The following is a 1,559-nucleotide window of genomic DNA, read 5'->3' on the forward strand; positions in this document are numbered from 1 at the left end:
GAAGCCACGTTCTACATCCCGTCCAACCTTGCCTACCGCGAACAGGGTGCGGGCGAAAAAATCGGTCCGAACTCTACTTTGATATTTGATGTGAAACTGGTTAAGGGTGGCGCACCCGAAAACGCGCATCATGCTGTTTCAGGCGGCATTTTTTCTTATAAAAACCTTTCAGCAACAATATATTGCCAAACTGCAAACCAAACTGCCTTTGATAACTGCCGACCTTCCCTCTAAAATACGTTCGAATTTTTAAATATATAAACTCAATAGATCGAATATGCCGCAACAAACCATGAATTTAATGCGCGAGTGCATACCCATTTTTACCGTATTGAGCGATGAAAACCGCCATCAGATCCTGCATGTATTGTGGAAACACGGTAGGATGAATGTGAATGAGCTGACCGAGCATCTGCATCTGTCGCGCCCTGCTGTGTCGCACCATTTAAAAATCATGCTGCAAGCCGGAGCGGTGGCGGTGGAGCAGGTCGGCAAAGAGCGGTTTTACAGTATTGCCATGGCGGATGCGGTGGCGAGATTGAAACAGCTTGCCGATTTGATGGCTCAAAATTGCCCGCTTTCAAAATAGGGTTATCCGTTGGCCCTTTATTTTTACCCAAATACGTTTACATTTTTAAACTTATCAACTTAAAGGAACGATCATGTTATTCACGCCATTCACTTTTCAAAACGGCAAAACCGCCAAAAACCGTATCTTCAAATCCGCCATGGAAGAGCAACTTGCCCAAAACGACCAGCCGTCTGAAAAACTTGTCCGCCTGTACGGCGCTTGGGCAGAAGGCGGCGCAGGCGTTTTGGTGACGGGCAATGTGATGGTGGCTGAAAGCGGCAAAGGTTCGATAAACGATGTGTTGATTTCAGACGACCGCGCCCTTGAAATGCTGAAAAAATGGGCGAAAGCCCGCATGCAAAACGACACGCTGCTCATCATGCAAATCAATCATGCGGGCAAACAGTCGCCTGCGGTGGTCAATAAAACACCGCTTGCACCGAGCGCCGTGCCGCTGGTGGGCATGAATGGCTTTATCAATCCGCCGCGCGAATTGAGTGCCGATGAAATCAACGGGCTGATTCAGCAATTCGTACAAACTGCCAAAATTGCCGAACAGGCAGGCTTTTCAGGCGTACAAATTTACGCCGTACACGGTTATCTCATCAGCCAATTCCTCTCGCCGCACCACAACCGCCGCCAAGACCAATGGGGCGGCAGTTTGGAAAACCGTATGCGCTTCCTTTTGGAAACCTACACCGCTATTCGCGCTGCCGCGGGCAAAGATTTCTTGGTGGGCGTAAAACTCAATTCGGCAGATTTCCAAAAAGGCGGATTTGACGAAAGCGAATCGGTGCAGGTGGTGCAAAAACTGTCGGAAATGGGCATTGATTTTATTGAAGTTTCCGGTGGCAACTAGAAAACCNGTTATAACGTGCCACCGCACCAAGGACAAAAACGACAAACAATAATGATGTTAAATAGAAAGTGGCTACCAAAAGAATCAGATTACTGATGGAATGCAGACCATATTTCCCAACGGTGAATG

2 protein-coding genes and 1 pseudogene are annotated in these 1,559 nt (G+C 47.8%); all 3 read left to right on the forward strand.

Features of this window, described 5'->3' with window-relative positions:
* A pseudogene (locus ACRPFF_RS11015) lies at positions 1-126 on the forward strand (FKBP-type peptidyl-prolyl cis-trans isomerase); the annotation flags it as partial.
* Positions 127-277: 151 nt separating this feature from the next.
* Positions 278-589 (forward strand): ArsR/SmtB family transcription factor, encoded by a 312-nt coding sequence (locus ACRPFF_RS11020; protein WP_003689616.1) that lies wholly within the window; start codon positions 278-280, stop codon positions 587-589.
* A 73-nt stretch (positions 590-662) separates the two neighbouring features.
* Positions 663-1,430: a hypothetical protein gene (locus tag ACRPFF_RS11025; protein WP_432674659.1), complete on the forward strand. Its 768-nt coding sequence runs from the start codon at positions 663-665 to the stop codon at positions 1,428-1,430.
* The last annotated feature ends 129 nt before the right edge of the window (positions 1,431-1,559 follow it).

The organism is Neisseria sp. SLRRB23, assembly GCF_050896295.1.
Taxonomy (GTDB): Bacteria; Pseudomonadota; Gammaproteobacteria; order Burkholderiales; family Neisseriaceae; genus Neisseria.

Bases quoted from the DNA above. Each gene is read 5' to 3' on its own strand.
- ACRPFF_RS11020 (WP_003689616.1), top strand. From the start codon at position 278: ATGCCGCAACAAACCATGAATTTAATGCGCGAGTGCATACCCATTTTT.
- ACRPFF_RS11025 (WP_432674659.1), top strand. From the start codon at position 663: ATGTTATTCACGCCATTCACTTTTCAAAACGGCAAAACCGCCAAAAAC.